This window comes from Streptomyces sp. SID5643, from assembly GCF_009872555.1.
In the GTDB taxonomy this organism is placed as follows: Bacteria; Actinomycetota; Actinomycetes; order Streptomycetales; family Streptomycetaceae; genus Streptomyces; species Streptomyces iakyrus.
The window spans coordinates 1-14,430 of record NZ_WWIC01000122.1; the positions used below are offsets into that span (position 1 = coordinate 1).

A 14,430-nucleotide genomic window follows, 5' to 3' on the forward strand; every position below is an offset into this window, starting at 1 on the left:
CGGCCGGGGCCGGCGCGGGCTGCCCGGCGGCGGGCTGTTCCGCGGCCGGTGCGGCGCTGCCGCCGCCCACGTCCACCGCGATGATCGCCGTGCCCACGTCGACCGTGGTGCCCTCGGGGAAGTGCAGGTCCCGGACCACGCCGTCGTACGGGATGGGCAGCTCGACGGCCGCCTTCGCCGTCTCGACCTCGCAGACCACCTGGCCGTCGGTGACCGTGTCGCCGGGCTGGACGTACCACTTGAGGATCTCGGCCTCGGTGAGTCCCTCGCCCACGTCGGGCATCTTGAACTCGCGCACGGACGCTTCCGTCATCGTCGTCACGACCCTCTCCTCAGTACGCCAGCGAGCGGTCGACGGCGTCCAGTACCCGGTCCAGGTTCGGCAGGTACTCCTCCTCCAGGCGGGCCGGCGGGTACGGGGCGTGGTAGCCGCCGACCCGGAGCACCGGGGCCTCCAGGTGGTAGAAGCAGCGCTCCGTGATCCGGGCGGCGATCTCCGCGCCCGAGCCGAAGAACACCGGGGCCTCGTGGACGACGACCAGCCGGCGCGTCTTCTCCACCGACGCCTGGATCGAGTCGAAGTCGAGCGGGGAGACCGAGCGCAGGTCCAGGACCTCCAGGTTCCTGCCCTCCTCGGCGGCCGCGTCCGCGACCTCCTGGCAGAGCTTCACCATCGGGCCGTAGGCGGCCAGGGTGAGGTCGGTGCCCTCGCGGACCACCTGGGCCTTGTGCAGCGGGCCCGGGATCGCCTCCGTGTTGACCTCGCCCTTGTCCCAGTAGCGGCGCTTGGGCTCGAAGAAGATCACCGGGTCGTCGCTCTGGATGGCCTGCTGCATCATCCAGTAGGCGTCCGACGCGTTCGACGGGCTGACGATCTTCAGGCCCGCCACGTGCGCGAAGAGCGCCTCGGGCGACTCGGAGTGGTGCTCCACCGCGCCGATGCCGCCGCCGTAGGGGATGCGCACGACGACCGGGAGCTTGACCTTGCCCAGCGAGCGGGCGTGCATCTTCGCGAGCTGCGTGACGATCTGGTCGTACGCCGGGAAGACGAAGCCGTCGAACTGGATCTCCACCACCGGGCGGTAGCCGCGCAGGGCCAGGCCGATCGCCGTGCCGACGATGCCCGACTCGGCGAGCGGGGTGTCGATGACGCGGCTCTCGCCGAAGTCCTTCTGCAGGCCGTCCGTCACCCGGAAGACGCCGCCGAGCTTGCCGACGTCCTCGCCCATGATCAGGACCTTGGGGTCGGACTCCAGAGCGCGGCGCAGCGACTCGTTGATCGCCTTGGCCAGTGCCATCTTGTCGGCCATCTCAGTTACCCCCCTCGTCGGCGAACGACGCCTGGTACGCGGCGAACTGGGCGCGCTCCTCGTCGACGAGCGCGTGTCCGTCCGCGTAGGCGTTCTCGAAGATCGCGAAGTGGTCCGGGTCCGGCATGGCACGGACCGCCTCGCGCACTCGTTTGCCCAACGCCTCGGACTCGGCCTCCAGTTCCTGGAAGAATCCCTCGTCCGCGTGGTTTGACGCCTCCAGGTAGCGGCGCAGGCGCAGGATCGGGTCCTTGGCCTCCCAGGCCTGGCGCTCCTCGTCGCCCCGGTAGCGGGTCGGGTCGTCGGAGGTGGTGTGGGCGCCCATGCGGTAGGTGAACGCCTCGACGAGGGTCGGGCCCTCGCCGCTGCGGGCCCGCTCCAGGGCCCAGCGGGTGACCGCGAGGACCCCGAGCACGTCGTTGCCGTCGACCCGGACGCCCGGGAAGCCGAAGCCCTGGGCGCGCTGGTAGATCGGCACGCGGGACTGCTTCTCGGTCGGCTCGGAGATCGCCCACTGGTTGTTCTGGCAGAAGAACACGACCGGGGCGTTGTAGACCGCGGAGAAGGTGAACGACTCGGCCACGTCGCCCTGACTGGAGGCGCCGTCGCCGAAGTACGCGATCACCGCGCTGTCGGCGCCGTCCTTGGCGACGCCCATCGCGTAGCCGGTGGCGTGCAGCGTCTGGGAGCCGATGACGATCGTGTACAGCTGGAAGTTGTTGCTGTTGGGGTCCCAGCCGCCGTTGTTCACACCGCGGAACATCCCGAGCAGGTTGGCCGGGTCGACGCCACGGCACCAGGCCACGCCGTGCTCGCGGTAGGTCGGGAAGACGTAGTCGTCCTCCCGGGTGGCCCGGCCGGACCCGATCTGGGCGGCCTCCTGGCCGAGCAGCGACGCCCACAGGCCCAGCTCGCCCTGGCGCTGCAGGGAGGTGGCCTCGGCGTCGAAGCGGCGGGTGAGCACCATGTCGCGGTAGAGGCCGCGCAGCTCTTCCGGGGTGATGCCGGCGACGTACTTGTCGTACTCGGCGTTCTTGACGCGCTTGCCCTCGGGCGTCAGCAGCTGCACCAGCTGGGGCTCGGTGCCGGCGTCCTTCTTGGCGGTCGTGCGGGTGCGCTTGGTGCCGGTGGTGCCGGCCTTGCTTCCGGCGCTGCGTCGCGGTGTGCGCGCGGCAGTGCTCTCCACGGTCACGTGTGCTCCTCCGTCGGTCCGGCCCCCGGGGTTGCCGGCAGGCCAGTGCGGCTCACCTGTTCTCGGCCCACGGGACACGGGGTGGGTGCCACTCGGCCGGGAACAGGCGTGACAGGTGCCCCGGCGAGCGCCCTGCAGAAAGCACGTTACCCAGTGCGCCACATTTCTGTGAAACCCCTTCTGACCTGCGAGTTTGCTTGGATATCCAAGTAAATCGGGAAGGCGGTGAAGGGTCCCAGGTCACAGCCTTGCAGGAGGCCGGAGCAACCGCACGTTAACCCGGTGACCCAGGTCACGGGAAGAGTTCTCTTGTCGGCGTGCCAAAACGGCCCGCGCGCGCGGGCCCCGTTCCCGGGCCCCACGCGCGCGTGGATCATGCGTTTTTCTGCCTGTCAGTTGCCGCCGTCGCCGCCACCCGCGCCGCCCACGACACCGGCAGTGGTGCCGCCGTCGACACCGCCCGTGTCGTCCGGCGGCGTCTGCGGGTCCGAGGGCTCGGGGTCCGTGGGCTCGTCGGACGGCTCCGCGGAGGTCTGCGGGTCCGACGGCTCGCCGGTGGGCGACTCGGGAGCGCTCTGCGACGGGGTGTAGGAGGGCGAGTACGACGGCGTCCAGTTGCCGTTTCCGTTGCCCGTACCGGTGCCGTCGTCCGTGCTCGTGTCGGTCGGCTCGCCGGTGTCGTCGTCGCTCGGCGTCTCGCTGGGCGTCTTCTTGTCGGTCGTCTGCGAGCTGGTCGGCGACTGCTTCTTGCTCGGGTCGTCCTTGTCGCCGCCGGTGTTCTGCAGGGCCAGGGCGACGCCCGCGGCGATGGCGATCACCGCGAGCACGGCGAGGATCCAGAGCTTGCCGCGGCCGCTGCCCTTGTTGCCGTGGCCCTCGAAGCCGCCGTCGTCCCCGCCGCCGTAGCCGCCGGGCAGGATCGGCGAGGGGATCTGCGTGGTGCCGGAGGCGTCCCCGGCGTGGCCCATCACGGCCGTCGCGCCGGCGAAGCCGCCCGACGGGGTGTGCCGGCCCTCGTGCATGTCGACCGGCCCGGTGTTCCAGGTGCCGGTGTGGCCGCCCTGGTCGTAGAGCATCTGGAGCGCGTACTGGACCAGCCCGCGCATCTCCTCGGCCGTCTGGAAGCGGTCGTCGGGCTCCTTGGCGAGGGAGCGCATGACCAGACCGTCCAGCTCCGGCGGGCAGGCGTCGGAGGCCTCGGACGGCGGCGTCGGGATGTCCTGGACGTGCTGGTAGACCACCGACAGCGGGGTCTCGCCGGTGAAGGGCGGGCGCAGCGAGAGGAGTTCGTAGAGCAGGCAGCCCGTCGCGTACAGGTCGGAGCGGTGGTCGACGGCCTTGCCGAGCGCCTGCTCGGGGGAGAGGTACTGCGGGGTGCCCATGACCATGCCGGTCTGCGTCATCGTCGTGGACGCGCCGTGCAGGGCCCGGGCGATGCCGAAGTCCATCACCTTCACGGCGCCGTTGTGCGTGATGATGACGTTGGCCGGCTTGATGTCGCGGTGCACGATGCCGTGCTGGTGCGAGTAGGCGAGCGCCTCCAGGACGCCCGAGACGATGATCAGCGCCTGCTCGGGGCCGGGGGCCTCCGCGTTCAGGAGCAGGTCGCGGATGGTGCGGCCCTCGACGATCTCCATGACGATGTACGGCACGGACTGGCCGCCGACGAAGTCCTCGCCGGAGTCGTACACGGCCACGATCGCGTGGTGGTTGAGGCCGGCCACCGACTGGGCCTCGCGCGTGAAGCGCGCCTTGGACACCGGGTCCTCGGCGAGGTCGGAGCGGAGCAGCTTGACGGCGACGGTGCGTCCGAGGCGGACGTCCTCGGCTGCGAACACCTCGGCCATGCCGCCCCGGCCGAGTCTGCGGGTCAGCCGGTACCGGCCGTCCCCGACCAACCCGCCGTTCCCCCAGAGCTCAGGCGCGTCCGACATGCCGCCGCCAGACGCCTCGGGGTCGGACGGGCCCTGAGCGGCCTGCTGCTGTGCCATCAGTCCTCGCCGTCGTTTCTGCCCGCGGTGCGCGCGGTGTTGTTACGGTCTCCGTCGGCCACGCTACAGCCTCCGCGCAAGCCTCCGGTCCGGGAAGGGGCACCGGGACCGGCACGAGACGGACCGGCCATGAAACCTTCACTCCTTACTCTCGTGCAAATTCTGTGTCCCGCCCGTACGCCCCCTGTAACGCTTGCGCGACTCTTCTTTCGCGTACGGTCACGGAACGGGCACCGAGCTTGACGTGTCGGTGCCCTGGGGCAGACTTGGCCGGGAATGGCGGTTTGGATCAACAACGGTTCAACGACGGATCAGCGGCAGTCGGCGGCGTCCGCAGGGGCTACGGGGGACGGGGAACATGAGCCAGGACGGCGCACAGGGCCGGCACACGGGGCGGGCGCTCGCCAGCGGCCGCTATCAGCTGCGTGATCTCCTCGGCCAGGGCGGCATGGCCTCGGTGCACCTCGCGTACGACAGCGTGCTCGACCGGCAGGTCGCGATCAAGACACTTCACACGGATCTCGGCCGGGAACAGGCCTTCCGCGAACGGTTCCGCCGCGAGGCCCAGTCCGTGGCCAAGCTCACGCACACCAACATCGTCTCGGTCTTCGACACCGGCGAGGACACCCTCGACGGCATGACGACGCCGTACATCGTCATGGAGTACGTCGAGGGCCGCCCGCTCGGCTCGGTCCTCGACGAGGACGTGCGGCAGCAGGGCGCGATGCCCGCCGACAAGGCTTTGAAGATCACGGCGGACGTGCTGGCCGCGCTGGAGATCAGCCACGAGATGGGCCTGGTCCACCGCGACATCAAGCCGGGCAACGTGATGATGACCAAGCGCGCCGTGGTCAAGGTCATGGACTTCGGCATCGCCCGCGCCATGCAGTCCGGCGTGACGTCGATGACGCAGACCGGCATGGTCGTCGGCACACCGCAGTACCTGTCGCCGGAGCAGGCCCTCGGCCGCGGGGTGGACGCCCGCTCCGACCTGTACTCGGTCGGCATCATGCTGTTCCAGCTGGTGACCGGCCGGCTGCCGTTCGAGGCGGACTCACCGCTGGCCATCGCGTACGCGCACGTGCAGGAGGAGCCGCCGGTTCCGTCCTCGATCAACCGTGCGCTGCCCCCGGCCGTGGACGCGCTGATCGCCCGGGCCCTGAAGAAGAATCCGAACGAGCGTTTCCCCAGCGCCGAGGCCATGCGCGACGAGTGCCTGCGCGTGGCGGCGTCCTTCCAGGCCGCGCCGCCGAGCATCGTCCCGGGCACGCAGGCCCCGAGCGGCGCGGGCGTCGGCTCGGCCGTGTTCCCGCCGGTCGACCAGGCGACCCCGGCGCCCTCGGGCCAGGTGCAGACGCCGTACCAGCCGACCCCGCCCCCGAACCCCTACGGCACGCCCGCACCGACGGGGCCGTCCCCGGCGTACGGGTATCCCCAGCAGGGCGGCTACCAGACGCCGTCCCCGGCGGCGTACTCCCCGCAGCCCGGCCCGTCGACCCCGCCGCCGTACAACCTGGCGCCCCAGGCCCCGGCGGCCCCCTCCGGCGGCAGGAACAAGCCGGTGATCATCGGCTCGGTCATCGTGTCCGTCCTCGCGGTCGGCGGCCTCGTCACGGCGCTGCTGCTGAACGGCGGCGGCGAGGAGAACAAGGGCGGCGGCAGCGGCCCGAGTGCGTCGGCCTCGGCGGAGAAGAAGCCCGGTTACCGCGGGCCGGACACCACGAAGACGATCGACACCGAGGAGTGCACGGAGCCGCGGGAGTCGTACAACGACCCCGACAAGATCCAGATCCCGGACTTCAAGTTCAAGAACATCAAGTCGGTCAAGGCCTGCCTCCAGGCGGCCGGCTGGGAAGTGAACGAGAAGAAGGTCGACGAGAACACCTACGGCGACGGCACGGTCATGAACCAGTTCCCGTCCGCCGACACCGACGTCGACCCGAAGGACATGCCGGAGATCGAGCTCAGCGTCTCCACGGGCAACCCGCCTTCCTGACGGATCCGTTGCCACGGAAGGGGCCCGGCGGCTTCGGCCGCCGGGCCCCTTCGTGCTGTGTCGCCTTCGTGCTGTGTCGCCTTCGTGCTGTGTCGCCTGCGGACGACTACAGGTAGGGGCCGCCCGTCCGGCCACCCGGGTGCTGCTCGTCGAGGCCGTCGCCGACCCCGGGCGGGAGAGCGCGGCGCATGGACTCCAGCTGGGCGCGGGCCGCCATCTGCTGGGCGAACAGCGTCGTCTGGATCCCGTGGAAGAGCCCCTCCAGCCAGCCGACCAGCTGGGCCTGCGCGATGCGCAGCTCCGAGTCGCTGGGGGTCGCCTCGTCCGTGAAGGGCAGGGAGAGCCGCTCCAGCTCCTCGACCAGCTCGGGCGCCAGACCGTCCTCCAGCTCCTTCACCGAGCTGGCGTGGATGTCCTTCAGCCGGACGCGGCTGGCCTCGTCCAGAGGAGCCGCCCGCACTTCCTCCAGCAGCTGCTTGATCATGCTGCCGATCCGCATGACCTTCGCGGGCTGCTCCACCTGTTCCGTGACCGGGGTCTCGCGGGAGTCCTCGTCTGCGCTGCCGCCACCGAGCGCCATGCCGTCCTGGCCCACGACCAGGATCTGCGGGTTCTCCGGCGACCTTTCGTTCCTCGGCATCTCCATGTCGCCATTCTGTCGCACGCCTGCACCTCACCTCCGTGGTGCCCCCGCGGGAGGCTGATCCACCGTGCTTGAGGAGACGAACCGGCCGGGCTCCGGGTTGCTCCTGCGGGGGGCGGTTCCTCCTCGCGGGTGAACGGGGCGGGCGGGCCTCGGACCCCTTCTCCGGCGGGTGGCGATTCCGTCCGTCGGCCGAACCCGGAGTGCCGGGCGTCCGCGGCAGTGTGAGGCTGAGTGCCTCGATATGACCGAACTTGCCGTTTATGCCCTACCGGGCACGGCGGGAGGGGGTCACCCACGTGACTCCATGGCTACGCGCACTGCGGGCGGCGGGACTGGTGCTCGCCCTGGGGGCGGGCGCGGTCGTCTCACCCTACGGATCCGCCCCGTCCTACGGGGCTGTCCCGTTCTCCGGGGCTGCCTCGTTCTCGGGGGCTTCAGGGCCCGGAACCCGCGCCGCCCCGGCCGCCCTGGCGGCCCCGTCGCCCCCGGTCGCCCCGTCCGCCCTGGCGGCTTCGTCGGCCCCGTCCGCCGCCCTGGCCGCTCCTTCCGCCTCCGGCGAGCCCTCGCGGGCCGGGAGCCGGGCGGGCGAGGGCCGGGTGCGGCCAGGACGGCCGGAGGACGCCGGGGACGGTCCGGGCGTCGCGGACGCCACGGCCGTCCCCGAGGAGCCGCGGGAGACGGCCCCGGCGCCCTCCGAGCCGGCCGAGCAGCCCGTGCGCGAGGCCGCGACCGCCGAACGCCCCGTGGGACAGGTCCTGCGGATCCTGCCCCTGGGCAGCGGCCTGGTCCTCATCGGACTGGGGCTGGGCCTGGCGTTCTTCGCACTGCGGCTGCGGAGGGTCTAGCGGACTTCTGACGGATCTCCGTGGCAGCGGGCGTCAGGCGCCCTGCGGGGTGATCAGCAGGACCTTGCCGACGTGGCTGCTCTCCTCCACGACCCGGTGCGCGGCGGCGGCGTCCCGCATCGGGAGTTCACGGTCGACGACCGGGCGCAGGTGGCCGTCCGCGAACAGCGGCCAGACGTGTTCGCGTACGGCCGCGACGATGGCCGTCTTCTCCTCCTTGGGCCTGGCGCGCAGGGACGTCGCACTGATCGCGGCGCGCTTGGCCAGCAGGGCGCCGATGTTCAGCTCCCCCTTGACGCCGCCCTGCATGCCGATGATCGCGAGGCGGCCGTTGACGGCGAGGGCCCTGACGTTGCGCTCCAGGTACTTGGCGCCCATGTTGTCGAGGATGACATCGGCACCGGCGCCGTCCGTCGCCGTCCTGACCTCCTCGACGAAGTCCTGCTCGCGGTAGTTGACCAGGATGTCGGCACCCAGCTCGGCGCACGCCTGGAGCTTCTCCTTCGTCCCGGCCGTCACGGCCACCCGCGCACCGACGGCCTTGGCCAGCTGGATGGCCATCGTGCCGATGCCGCTGGACCCGCCGTGCACCAGGAGCGTCTCGCCGGGCCGCAGGTGGGCGACCATGAAGACGTTCGACCAGACGGTGCAGGCCACCTCGGGCAGCGCCGCCGCCTCCGTCAGACCGACCCCCTCGGGCACGGGCAGCAGCTGCCCGGCCGGGACGGCCACCTTCTCGGCGTAGCCGCCGCCGGAGAGCAGCGCGCACACCTCGTCGCCGGTGTTCCACCCGGAGACGCCGGGGCCGATGCCGACGATCCGACCGGAGCATTCCAGGCCGGGGTAGGGGGACGCACCGGGCGGCGGCTCGTAGAAGCCCTGCCGTTGCAGGATGTCGGCCCGGTTGACGGCACCGGCCGCCACCTCGACCAGGACCTCGCCCTCGCCGGGCACGGGGTCGGGGACCTCGTCCCAGACCAGCGCCTCGGGCCCACCAGGTTCGGGAATCGTGATCGCATGCATGCAAGGGACCGTACCCGTCGGTCCCCGGACCGAGTCCGCTCCGTCCCCGGGGCCCGCCGCGGCTACGTCTTCGGTCCGGTCCCGGAGAAACCCGGGTGCGGGACCGATGAGTTTGCGCGACGGTAAAGGTCTTTCCATGCGTAGCCCAAGCACGCGGAAGGACCCGAAGCATGAGCACGCAGACGTCCGGCCTGGCGATCGAGACCGCGGGCCTGGTGAAAACGTTCGGCGAGACGAGGGCCGTCGACGGAGTCGACCTGGCCGTGCCCGCGGGCACGGTCTACGGCGTCCTCGGCCCGAACGGCGCCGGCAAGACCACCACCGTGAAGATGCTCGCCACTCTCCTGCGGCCGGACGGCGGCGAGGCGCACGTCTTCGGCCACGACGTCGTCCGCGAGGCGGACGAGGTACGCGGCCGGGTGAGCCTCACCGGCCAGTACGCGTCGGTGGACGAAGACCTCACCGGCACCGAGAACCTGGTCCTGCTCGGCCGGCTCCTCGGGCACCACAAGAAGTCCGCCCGTGAACGCGCCGGGCAGCTGCTGGAGGCCTTCGGGCTCTCGGAGGCGGCCGCCAAGCAGGTCAAGCACTACTCGGGCGGCATGCGGCGCCGCATCGACATCGCCGCGTCCATCCTCAACACCCCCGACCTGCTCTTCCTCGACGAACCGACGACCGGCTTGGACCCGCGCAGCCGCAACCAGGTCTGGGACATCGTGCGGGCCGTGGTCGCCCAGGGCACCACGGTGCTCCTGACCACCCAGTACCTGGACGAGGCCGACCAGCTGGCGTCCCGGATCGCCGTCATCGACCGCGGCAGGGTGATCGCCGAGGGCACCAAGGGCGAGCTGAAGTCGTCCGTCGGCGCCGGATCCGTCCACTTGCGCCTACGAGATCCCGGGCAGCGTGATCTCGCGGCCGACCTGCTGCGCCGCGCCCTCGACGCGCAGGTGCAGACGGAGCCCGATCCGGTGGCCCTCACCGCCCGTCTCGCCACGGCGGCCGGCGACGACTCCGCCGCCGAGCAGGCCTCCCGCGCCCTGGGCGAGCTGGCCCGCGCCGGGATCACCGTCGACAACTTCTCGCTGGGCCAGCCCAGCCTCGACGAGGTGTTCCTGGCGCTCACCGGGCACGACACGCACGACTCCGCCGACCGCTCCACCGACCGCTCCGACAACCCGAAGGACGAGGTGGCGGCATGAGCACCGCGACGACCACCGAGAGCAAAGAGCTCGCCCCGGTCAGCGCCGAGTCCCTCGCCGCGCTGCTGGTGTCCAAGGAGCGGCCGCCGCGTCCCAGCGCGTGGTCGGCCTCGATGACCTTCGGCTGGCGGGCGATCCTCAAGATCAAGCACGTGCCGGAGCAGCTCTTCGACGTCACGGCGTTCCCGATCATGATGGTGCTGATGTACACGTACCTGTTCGGCGGGGCGCTGGCCGGTTCGCCGAAGGAGTACATCCAGTTCCTGCTGCCGGGCATCCTCGTGATGTCGGTCGTGATGATCACGATGTACACGGGTGTCTCCGTGAACACCGACATCGAGAAGGGCGTGTTCGACCGCTTCCGCAGCCTGCCGATCTGGCGGCCGTCGACGATGGTCGGCTATCTGCTCGGTGACGCCCTGCGGTACACGATCGCGTCGATCGTGATGCTCACCGTCGGCATGATCCTGGGATACCGGCCGGACGGCGGGGTCGCCGGTGTGCTCGCCGGGATCGCCCTGCTGGTGGCCTTCTCGTTCGCCTTCTCGTGGATCTGGACGATGTTCGGGCTGATGCTGCGCACCGAGAAGTCGGTGATGGGCGTCAGCATGATGGTGATCTTCCCGCTCACCTTCCTGTCCAACGTGTTCGTGGATCCGAAGACGATGCCGGGCTGGTTGCAGGCGTTCGTGAACAACAGCCCCATCACCCACCTGGCGTCGGCGGTGCGCGGTCTGATGGGCGGCGACTGGCCGGCCGACGAGGTCGCCTGGTCGCTGGGCTGGGCCGGGCTGTTCGTGCTGGTCTTCGGGCCGGTCACGATGCGGCTGTACAACCGGAAGTAGCGGCTCTCCGGGCTGCGCCGGCCGTCTCGCACCGGGTGGTGCGCGGCGGCCGGCGTGTTTCTGCCCGGTGCTCAGGTGTTGCGGGGCATCGGGGGCATCGGCCGGATGTCGGGGGCGACCTGGGTGGCCGGGGTCTTCCGCACGATCGTGATGAGCCGGTCGGTCAGCTCCAGTCTCCCGACCGCCGGATCGTCGTAGCCGAGGACGCGGTGTCCGCGTATGACGCTCACCACCAGGTCGGCGACCTCCCGCGGTGTCTTGCCCACCTCGGCCTTGATGACCGGCCGTTCCACGAGGTCGAGTCCGCTGCCCTGCTGAATGAGGTCCTCCAGCACCATGCCCGCGGAGGGGCTCAGCACGGAGAGGCCGAGCAGCCGGCCGGCGGCACTGGCGCTGGTGATGACCGCGTCGGCCCCGGACTGCTTGAGCAACGGCGCGTTCTCCTCCTCCCGCACCGCCGCCACGATCTTCGCCCCGCGGTTGAGCTGCCGCGCCGTCAGGGCCACCAGGACGGCTGTGTCGTCGCGCTGCGTCGCGATGATGATCTGGCGGGCTTTGTGCACCTCGGCCCGCTTGAGCACTTCGCTGCGGGTCGCGTCCCCCACGATGCCCGCGAAGCCCTCGGCGGTCGCGGCGTCGATCACCTTGGAACTGGGGTCGACCACGACGACCTGTTCCTTCTTCAGACCCGTGGCGCAGACGGTCCGGATCGCCGACCTGCCCTTCGTACCAAAGCCGATGACAACGGTGTGATCACGCAACGTGGACCTCCAGCGGGTCAGTCGCCACTCCTCCCGGGTGCGTTCGGTGAGGGCTTCGAGGGTGGTGCCGACCAGGATGATCAGGAACAGCACGCGCAGGGGGGTGATGAGGAGGATGTTGGTGAGCCGAGCGGCGTCGCTGGCCGGCGCGATGTCACCGTAACCGGTGGTGGAGAGGGTGACGGTCGCGTAGTAGAAGGCGTCGAGAAGGTCGACGCCACCGCCCGCGTTGTCGTTGTAGCCGTCCCGGTCGACGTAGACGATCAGCGCGGTCACGACGAGCACCAGCAGGGCGATGGAGAGCCGCTTGGCGACCTGGCGGAACGGGTGCTCCACCACCTTCCTCGGGAGTTTCACCCGATGGGTCACCAGATGCTCGTCGGCCTGGCGGGCGATCGCGTCCTGGCCCGGAAGTTTCACGTGAAACACACCCCGATTCCTCCGGACGCCCAGGGCAGGTCGAGCAGTTCCGCCTCCTGCCCCGCACGTGCGCCGCCCGGCGGGACCACGGCCAGCGCGTCGGCCGCCGCGATGCCGCGCAGCATGGCGGGGCCGTTGTAGTGCAGCGGCACGGCCTCGTCGCCGCGCAGGACGACGGGGACGAGCCGGGTGTCGTGCGGGTGCCCCTGTACGGCGTCCCGGAGCGACAGCGTGTACGGCTCCGGCGCCGGGCGGGCCGCGAGGATCCGCAGCAGCGGTTCGGCGAGCGTCAGCAGGCCGGAGACGGCAGCCAGCGGATTGCCCGGCAGGCCGACGAGGTGCTGGGTCTCCTGGGTGCGGGCCAGCAGCATGGGGTGGCCCGGACGCACCGCGACGCCGTCGACGAGGAGTTCGGCGCCGATCCTGCGCAGGGTGGGGTGGACGTGGTCGACGGGGCCGGCCGCGGTGCCGCCGGTCGTGAGGATGACGTCGGCGTCGCAGGTGGTGACGGCCTCGTGCAGGGCGCCGGCGTCGTCGCGGATGCGCCGGACGGCAGTGACCTCGGCGCCCAGCGCCCGCAGCCACGGCGGCAGCATGGGGCCGAGCGCGTCCCGGATCAGGCCGTCGTGCGGCAAGCCCCGGGTGAGCAACTCGTCGCCCAGGACGAGGACTTCGACGCGGGCCCGGGGGACGGCGGTGACGGTGTCGTAGCCGGCCGCCGCCGCCAGCCCGAGGACGGCCGGGGTGACGAGGGTGCCGACGGCGAGGAGCTGGTCGCCGGTGCGGCACTCCTGGCCGCGCGGGCGGATGTCCTGACCGGGGATGACGTCCCTGGTGGCGGACAGGCGGCCCTTGTCGTCGCTGCGGCCGTGCTCGCTGCGCAGGACGGCGGTGGTGTCCGGGGGGATGCGCGCGCCGGTGGCGATCCGCACGGCCTCGCCGTCGGTGAGGGCCACGGGGGCGGCGTGCCCGGCGAGGACGCCCTCGTCCCGCACGTGCCACGGAGCGGGGCCGCAGACCGCCCAGCCGTCCATCGCCGAGGTGTCGAAGGAGGGGAGGTCGGTGAGGGCGTCGAGCGGGGCGGCGAGGGTCAGACCGAGGGCGGTGTCGAGGGGTACCGAGACGGGGGCCCGGCGGGCGGCCCGGGTGGCGTGGCGGCCGGCGCGTTCAGCGACGGCCCGGGCCTCGGGCCAGCCGGTGGCGCGGTGGCGCGTGCCGGGCGGGGCGGAAGGGTCCGGCCGGTGCGCGGCGCGGCTGTCCGTCCCGCCCTGTGCCGCCGGGTCGGGCAGGTGGCTGCCGTTGCTGTTCCTCACGAGGGCGAGCACCTCCTCGACGTCGAGGTCCTCGGCGTCCTCACCGGCACGGGCGCCGTGCGGGGTCATCCGGCGTCCGGGCGGGTGTCGGGGGTGGCGTCGGGGGCGACATCGCCCCCCGCGGGCTGCTGCTCCCCGCCGGAGGGCCGGTCCTCGGCGGCGCTCTCCCGCGCCCAGCGGGCGGCGAGGGCCTCGGCCTTGCGGGCGGCCTCGGCGACGGCCTCGGAGCCGCCGCCGGCCTGCGCGGCCGCATAGCCGACGAGGAAGGTGGTCAGCGGCGCCGCGGGCCGGTCCACACCGTGGGCGGCGACGCGGGCGAGGTCGAGCAGGCCGCGGGTGTCGACAGCGAGGTCGATCCCCAGTTCGTCCTTGACGGCGGAAATCCATTCATCCAACACGTGCCCATGCTCCCTGATACGTGCCCTGGCGGTGGCGATGTCGTCCCAGGTGTCGCAGTCGAAGGACGCGACGGGGTCGGAGATGCGGGTGAGATCCAGCTCGGCGGTCAGGCGCCGCAGGGGCAGACCGGCGAGGGCGCCGTGCCGGCCGGCGAGAAGGGCGAGTTCCGCACGCAGCCGCGACGCCCGGTAGGCGGCCACGAGGGGCTGGTCACGGCCGCTCGGATCGGTCAGCAGCACGCCGTCGCAGCCGCTCGTCCGCAGCGTGCTCAGCAGGCGGTCCACGGTCGGCCCGTGGAGGAACGGCAGATCGGCGGAGAGCACCACGACGTGTTCGGCGGCGGTGTGGCGGAGCCCGGCGTCCAGCGCCGCGAGCGGTCCGCCGCCGGGCGGGTCCTCGCGGGCCCAGGTCACGGGCCGTGCGGTCGCGCGGGGCGCGGCGACCACGACAGTGGTGCGGGCGGTGGCGCAGGCCGCGAGCACCCGGT

Annotated in this window: 13 protein-coding genes; 4 read left to right on the plus strand and 9 right to left on the minus strand. The window is 71.8% G+C overall.

Annotated features, from left to right (window positions below):
- From GTY56_RS15445 to GTY56_RS15460, 4 genes are all read right to left on the minus strand, one after another.
- Nucleotides 1–322 (minus strand): biotin/lipoyl-containing protein (locus GTY56_RS15445; RefSeq protein WP_346345496.1); only part of this gene is annotated, 322 nt, incomplete at its 3' end.
- Between the two features lie 10 nt (nucleotides 323–332).
- Nucleotides 333–1,310: an alpha-ketoacid dehydrogenase subunit beta gene (locus GTY56_RS15450; RefSeq protein ID WP_033309969.1), complete on the minus strand. Its 978-nt coding sequence runs from the start codon at nucleotides 1,308–1,310 to the stop codon at nucleotides 333–335.
- Between the two features lies 1 nt (nucleotide 1,311).
- Nucleotides 1,312–2,502: a pyruvate dehydrogenase (acetyl-transferring) E1 component subunit alpha gene (gene pdhA, locus GTY56_RS15455; RefSeq protein ID WP_161365938.1), complete on the minus strand. Its 1,191-nt coding sequence runs from the start codon at nucleotides 2,500–2,502 to the stop codon at nucleotides 1,312–1,314.
- A 392-nt stretch (nucleotides 2,503–2,894) separates the two neighbouring features.
- Nucleotides 2,895–4,493: a protein kinase domain-containing protein gene (locus tag GTY56_RS15460; RefSeq protein ID WP_161365939.1), complete on the minus strand. Its 1,599-nt coding sequence runs from the start codon at nucleotides 4,491–4,493 to the stop codon at nucleotides 2,895–2,897.
- Nucleotides 4,494–4,851: 358 nt separating this feature from the next.
- On the opposite strand from GTY56_RS15460, the gene GTY56_RS15465 reads away from it, so the two are divergent.
- A complete protein-coding gene (locus tag GTY56_RS15465) occupies nucleotides 4,852–6,489 on the plus strand; it encodes a protein kinase domain-containing protein (RefSeq protein WP_161365940.1) in 1,638 nt (545 codons plus the stop codon).
- Nucleotides 6,490–6,595: 106 nt separating this feature from the next.
- Here GTY56_RS15465 and GTY56_RS15470 read toward each other — a convergent pair whose 3' ends face one another.
- A complete protein-coding gene (locus GTY56_RS15470) occupies nucleotides 6,596–7,135 on the minus strand; it encodes a bacterial proteasome activator family protein (protein ID WP_161365941.1) in 540 nt (179 codons plus the stop codon).
- 296 nt (nucleotides 7,136–7,431) lie between these two features.
- On the opposite strand from GTY56_RS15470, the gene GTY56_RS15475 reads away from it, so the two are divergent.
- Nucleotides 7,432–7,980: a hypothetical protein gene (locus GTY56_RS15475; protein ID WP_161365942.1), complete on the plus strand. Its 549-nt coding sequence runs from the start codon at nucleotides 7,432–7,434 to the stop codon at nucleotides 7,978–7,980.
- 33 nt (nucleotides 7,981–8,013) lie between these two features.
- On the opposite strand, the gene GTY56_RS15480 is transcribed toward GTY56_RS15475, so the two are convergent.
- Nucleotides 8,014–9,003, minus strand: coding sequence for an NAD(P)H-quinone oxidoreductase (locus GTY56_RS15480; RefSeq protein WP_161365943.1), 990 nt, complete (start codon nucleotides 9,001–9,003; stop codon nucleotides 8,014–8,016).
- Between the two features lie 170 nt (nucleotides 9,004–9,173).
- On the opposite strand from GTY56_RS15480, the gene GTY56_RS15485 reads away from it, so the two are divergent.
- Together GTY56_RS15485 and GTY56_RS15490 are read left to right on the plus strand one after the other, a co-directional pair.
- A complete protein-coding gene (locus GTY56_RS15485; RefSeq protein ID WP_161365944.1) occupies nucleotides 9,174–10,205 on the plus strand; it encodes an efflux ABC transporter ATPase subunit, DrrA-related in 1,032 nt (343 codons plus the stop codon).
- Nucleotides 10,202–11,050 carry an ABC transporter permease gene (locus GTY56_RS15490; RefSeq protein WP_033309961.1) on the plus strand — a complete coding sequence of 283 codons (849 nt, stop codon included), beginning with the start codon at nucleotides 10,202–10,204 and terminating at the stop codon, nucleotides 11,048–11,050. The genes GTY56_RS15485 and GTY56_RS15490 overlap by 4 nt, the downstream gene beginning before the upstream one ends.
- Before the next feature lie 71 nt (nucleotides 11,051–11,121).
- On the opposite strand, the gene GTY56_RS15495 is transcribed toward GTY56_RS15490, so the two are convergent.
- The 3 genes from GTY56_RS15495 to mobA form a co-directional block, all read right to left on the minus strand.
- Nucleotides 11,122–12,231, minus strand: a complete 1,110-nt coding sequence (locus GTY56_RS15495; RefSeq protein WP_161365945.1) for an NAD-binding protein — start codon at nucleotides 12,229–12,231, stop codon at nucleotides 11,122–11,124.
- The gene (locus GTY56_RS15500) at nucleotides 12,228–13,613 is read right to left on the minus strand and encodes a molybdopterin molybdotransferase MoeA (RefSeq protein WP_161365946.1); all 1,386 of its coding nucleotides are present in this window, start codon (nucleotides 13,611–13,613) and stop codon (nucleotides 12,228–12,230) included. The genes GTY56_RS15495 and GTY56_RS15500 overlap by 4 nt, the downstream gene beginning before the upstream one ends.
- On the minus strand, nucleotides 13,610–14,430 hold an 821-nt coding region (mobA, locus tag GTY56_RS15505), incomplete at its 5' end, for a DUF6457 domain-containing protein (protein WP_161365947.1). The genes mobA and GTY56_RS15500, both read right to left, overlap by 4 nt.

Excerpts from the sequence above, each read along its gene's own strand:
- GTY56_RS15465 (WP_161365940.1), top strand. The coding sequence starts at position 4,852 with ATGAGCCAGGACGGCGCACAGGGCCGGCACACGGGGCGGGCGCTCGCC.
- GTY56_RS15470 (WP_161365941.1), bottom strand. The coding sequence starts at position 7,135 with ATGGAGATGCCGAGGAACGAAAGGTCGCCGGAGAACCCGCAGATCCTG.
- GTY56_RS15460 (WP_161365939.1), bottom strand. The coding sequence starts at position 4,493 with ATGGCACAGCAGCAGGCCGCTCAGGGCCCGTCCGACCCCGAGGCGTCT.
- GTY56_RS15485 (WP_161365944.1), top strand. The coding sequence starts at position 9,174 with ATGAGCACGCAGACGTCCGGCCTGGCGATCGAGACCGCGGGCCTGGTG.
- GTY56_RS15490 (WP_033309961.1), top strand. The coding sequence starts at position 10,202 with ATGAGCACCGCGACGACCACCGAGAGCAAAGAGCTCGCCCCGGTCAGC.
- GTY56_RS15480 (WP_161365943.1), bottom strand. The coding sequence starts at position 9,003 with ATGCATGCGATCACGATTCCCGAACCTGGTGGGCCCGAGGCGCTGGTC.
- GTY56_RS15500 (WP_161365946.1), bottom strand. The coding sequence starts at position 13,613 with ATGACCCCGCACGGCGCCCGTGCCGGTGAGGACGCCGAGGACCTCGAC.
- GTY56_RS15450 (WP_033309969.1), bottom strand. The coding sequence starts at position 1,310 with ATGGCCGACAAGATGGCACTGGCCAAGGCGATCAACGAGTCGCTGCGC.